Annotated in this window: 3 protein-coding genes; 2 read left to right on the top strand and 1 reads right to left on the bottom strand. The window is 65.1% G+C overall.

Annotated elements, in window-relative coordinates; all coding sequences use genetic code 11:
* Nucleotides 1-280: 280 nt before the first annotated feature.
* Nucleotides 281-1,219 (bottom strand): LysR substrate-binding domain-containing protein, encoded by a 939-nt coding sequence (locus AC1D2K_RS31345; RefSeq protein ID WP_478093916.1) that lies wholly within the window; start codon nt 1,217-1,219, stop codon nt 281-283.
* 109 nt (nt 1,220-1,328) lie between these two features.
* Between AC1D2K_RS31345 and AC1D2K_RS31340 the strand changes: the two genes are divergently transcribed.
* Both AC1D2K_RS31340 and AC1D2K_RS31335 read left to right on the top strand, forming a co-directional pair.
* On the top strand, nt 1,329-2,312 hold the full coding sequence (locus AC1D2K_RS31340; protein WP_478093914.1) for a Bug family tripartite tricarboxylate transporter substrate binding protein: 984 nt from the start codon (nt 1,329-1,331) through the stop codon (nt 2,310-2,312).
* Between the two features lie 15 nt (nt 2,313-2,327).
* Nucleotides 2,328-3,887 (top strand): UxaA family hydrolase, encoded by a 1,560-nt coding sequence (locus tag AC1D2K_RS31335; RefSeq protein WP_478093912.1) that lies wholly within the window; start codon nt 2,328-2,330, stop codon nt 3,885-3,887.
* The last annotated feature ends 110 nt before the right edge of the window (nt 3,888-3,997 follow it).

Below are 3,997 nucleotides of genomic sequence, written 5' to 3'. Positions count from 1 at the left end.
ATGCTGCCGTCCCTGGGAGATCTGGGTATCCGCCCTGCCGCCCTGTCCAGCATCGGACCCCGCTATCTAGGCGCCGCTCGCACGCCAGGTAGGAGGAATTGAGTCCACGTCGACGCATTCAGGCGCTCGGCAGCAGTGCCTTGTCGATGAGTGCTTGGTTTGGGAATTCCAAGCGCCGGAGTCGGCCGACAACAATGTGCAAAACAAAATGCTCTATTACTGGGCAATGCCGACATGGCCGTGCCAAGCCGCACCAGGAAATGCCAAACCGGCGCCGGTGCTACTCCGGTGCACGTGCGGCAGTGATGCGCAGACAGTCCATCAGCTGCTCCGTCGCAGGGGGGCGAAGGCGTCCCTTCAAGGTGATCATTCCCACTGGCGGCAGCTCGATCGGCACCTTGAGATTCAGCACCCTGATAAGACCCTCTGCCTCGAAATGTCGCGCCACGCCGCGAGCAAGGAACCCCACTGCGGGGCGTTCGCGGACAAACGTCRAGGTCGCAAGGAACGAGGCCGTCTCGACGATGTCGGCAGGTGGCGCAAGCCTGTGCTTGTAGAACATCTGCTCGAGCTTGACGCGCGATGACGCCCACGGTGGCGGAACGACCCAGGGAACATCGACGAGTTTTGTCCAATCGATTCTCGCGTCACGGGCAAGTGCGTGGTCGGGACGCACAACGATGCACATCGGCTCGGTGTAGAGCGTCTCGGTGTCCAGATCGGGCGACGCGTAGCCGGGCTCCAGTCGACCGACGAAAAGATCCAGTTCGCCGACGCGCAGCCTCGGAAGGAGTCGCGTCAGATCGCCCTCTTCCACCAGCACCGTGGTGCGCGCCGAACGTTGTTTGAGCAATTCGACGGCACGCACAAGCAGGGAGGGTATCGCCACCACCATTGCTCCGACGCTGGTGCGGCCGGCCGCGCCGCCGGCCACGGCGGCGATCTCATCGCGCGTGCGACTGAAATCTGCCAGCACCGAACGGGCGAAGCGCACGACGGCCTGACCATAGGCCGTGGGTTCGGTGCCGCGCGTGGACCGCACGAACAGGTCGAGCTCGAACATGCGTTCGATTTCGACCAGCGTCTTGGACACTGCCGGCTGGCTCACCGAAAGAAACTCGGCGGCGCGGCCGAGGTGCCGGAATTCATCCAGCGCCACCAGCAGTTGCAGGTGCCGCAGCTTCAGGTTGGATCGCAGTACCCGGTCGATCTCGGCCATGTGGACTCCATAACCGAAAAGGAATGAAGAGAGTCTGTTTTCTGATTGGATTGTAATGATCAAAGGACGAACAATCCGGTCTCCACGCCGAATAACAGGAGACAAAACGATGAGATCCGATCGCCGCCAGTTCATGCTCGGCAGCCTCGCTGCCGCCGTGCTTCCGCTTTCCACTACCCGCGCTTTCGCGGCCGCTTACCCGGATCGTCCGGTGACATTCATCTGTCCGTGGCCGGCGGGCGGCACTGCGGACGTCACGATGCGCGCGCTCTGCTCGGCCGCCGCCAAGGAACTCGGCCAGTCGGTCGTCGTGGACAACAAGGCCGGGGCGTCCGGCATGATCGGTCTGAAGGCGCTGGCCTCCGCGAAGCCCGATGGCTACACCATCGGACAGATCCCGATCTCGGTGACGCGCTTCTCGCAACTGGGCACGGTCCAGATCGATCCGATGAAGGACCTCACCTACATCGCCCGCGTCTCGGGCCAGACCTTCGGCATCGCCGTGCGTGCCGAGGCCCCGTGGAAGACGCTCAAGGATCTGGTGGCGGACGCCAAGGCGAACCAGGACAAGATCACCTACGGCACCGCGGGCCTGGGCGGCGCGACGCATGTCGGCATGGAAGAGTTCGCCATGGCCGCAGGCGTCAAGTTCAATGCGATTCCCTTCAAGGGCGGGGCCGAGGCGCTGCAGGCTCTGATGGGCGGCCATGTCGACGTGCTTGCCGATTCGAGTTCCTGGGCACCGCACGTGAAGGCCGGCAAGCTGCGCCTCCTGGTGACTTGGGGGGAGCAGCGCACCACCGAGTTCAAGGACGTGCCCACGCTCAAGGAGTCGGGCTACAACGTCGTCGTCGATGCGCCCAACGGCATCGGCGCTCCCAAGGGCATACCGGCCGAAGTGCTGGCCAGCCTGCGCGCTGCGTTCAAGGTCGCAGCGTCAAGCCCCGCGTTCACGGCGGCCTGCGCCCGGATCGATGCGCCCTTGCTCTACCTCGACGCGCCGGACTACGAGAAGTACGTGGCCGCGAGCTATGCCAAGGAGAAATCACTGATCGAACGGCTCAAGCTCAAGGAACTGATGAGCAAGAACTGAACGCCGGAGATCGTCATGACTGCAACTCTCGCCCCTGCGACGCCGACGGTCGCCACCGCATCCGCGCTGATTCGGCTGCACGCCAGCGACAACGTGTTGATCGCGCGCTCGCCGATCGGCCTCGGGCAGGAGCTGCCCGAGTTCGGCTTGCGCATGCGCGCCCAGGTGCCGGCCGGCCACAAGATCGCAGCGCGACGCATCGCGGCGGGCGAGCCGGTGAAGAAGTACGACACCGTGATCGGTGCGGCCATGCGCGACATCGAGGCCGGCGAACACGTGCACACGCACAACCTGGAGCTGATCGACTTCGACCGCGACCCGGGCTTCTGTGAAGACGTGCGGCCCGTCGACTACGTGCCGGAAGCCGAGCGCGCCACCTTCATGGGCATCGTTCGCCCCGATGGCCGCGTCGCGACGCGCAACTTCATCGGCCTGATCTCGTCGGTGAACTGCTCGGCCACCGCCATTCACCACATTGCGGCGCACTTCACGCCCGAGCGGCTCGCGGCCTTTCCGAACGTCGATGGCGTGGTCGCCTTCGCGCAGACCAGCGGCTGCGGCATGTCATCTCCCAGCGAGCACTTCGATGTGTTGCGCCGGACCATCGCCGGCTACGCGCGCCATCCCAACCTGGCCGGCGTGCTGATCGTCGGGCTGGGCTGCGAACGCAACCAGGTGGCCGACCTCGTCGCCTCGCAGGGCCTGACGCTCGGCAGCCACGTGAAGACCTTCGTGATGCAGGACACGGGAGGTACCCGTGCAACGATCGCTGCAGGCATCGCCGCCATCGAAGCCATGCTGCCGGCCGCCAACGACATCCGGCGCCAGCCCGTCAGTGCGGCGCACCTGAAGATCGGACTCGAATGCGGGGGCTCCGACGGCTTCTCGGGCATCACCGCCAATCCGGCCCTCGGGGCGGCGATGGACATCCTGGTGCGCCATGGCGGCACCGCGATCCTTTCGGAGACGCCCGAGATCCACGGCGTGGAGTTCATGCTGACCCGCCGCGCGGTCAGCCCGGAGGTCGGGCAGAAACTGCTCGATCGGCTCGCCTGGTGGGAGGAATACACGCGCGGCCACAACGGCCAGTTCAATGGCGTCGTGGGCCCCGGCAACCAGGCCGGCGGCCTGGCCAACATCTTCGAGAAGTCGCTGGGCTCGGCCATGAAAGGCGGCACCACGCCGCTGCAGGCGGTGTACGAGTACGCCGAACCGATCGACAAGGCCGGCTTCGTCTTCATGGATTCCCCCGGCTATGACCCGGTCGCGTCCACCGGACAGATCGCCAGCGGCGCCAACCTGATCTGCTTCACGACCGGGCGCGGCTCGATGTTCGGCAGCAAGCCGGCACCGACGATCAAGCTCGCGAGCAACACGCCGATGTTCACGCGGCTGGAAGAGGACATGGACATCAACTGCGGCGCGGTGCTCGACGGCGAAGTCGACGTGCAGCAGATGGGGCAGCGCATCTTCGACCAGATCCTTCGCGCCGCCTCCGGAGACAAGACGAAAAGCGAACTTCTGGGCCTCGGCGACCACGAGTTCGTGCCCTGGCACATGGGCATCGTCAGCTAGTGCCGCTGGCGAACCAACCCCGGGCGACGCGCCGATGCGCGGCCTCCGACACCCGTTTTTTTCCTCCTGATTCAAGATCGACGAAACACACATGTCGCTGACCATTCAAC

The sequence above is a fragment of the Variovorax sp. P1_H12_2 genome, assembly GCF_056405335.1.
This window is presented reverse-complemented; position numbering and strand designations above follow the sequence as displayed.

Excerpts from the sequence above, each read along its gene's own strand:
- AC1D2K_RS31340 (WP_478093914.1), top strand. The coding sequence starts at position 1,329 with ATGAGATCCGATCGCCGCCAGTTCATGCTCGGCAGCCTCGCTGCCGCC.
- AC1D2K_RS31335 (WP_478093912.1), top strand. The coding sequence starts at position 2,328 with ATGACTGCAACTCTCGCCCCTGCGACGCCGACGGTCGCCACCGCATCC.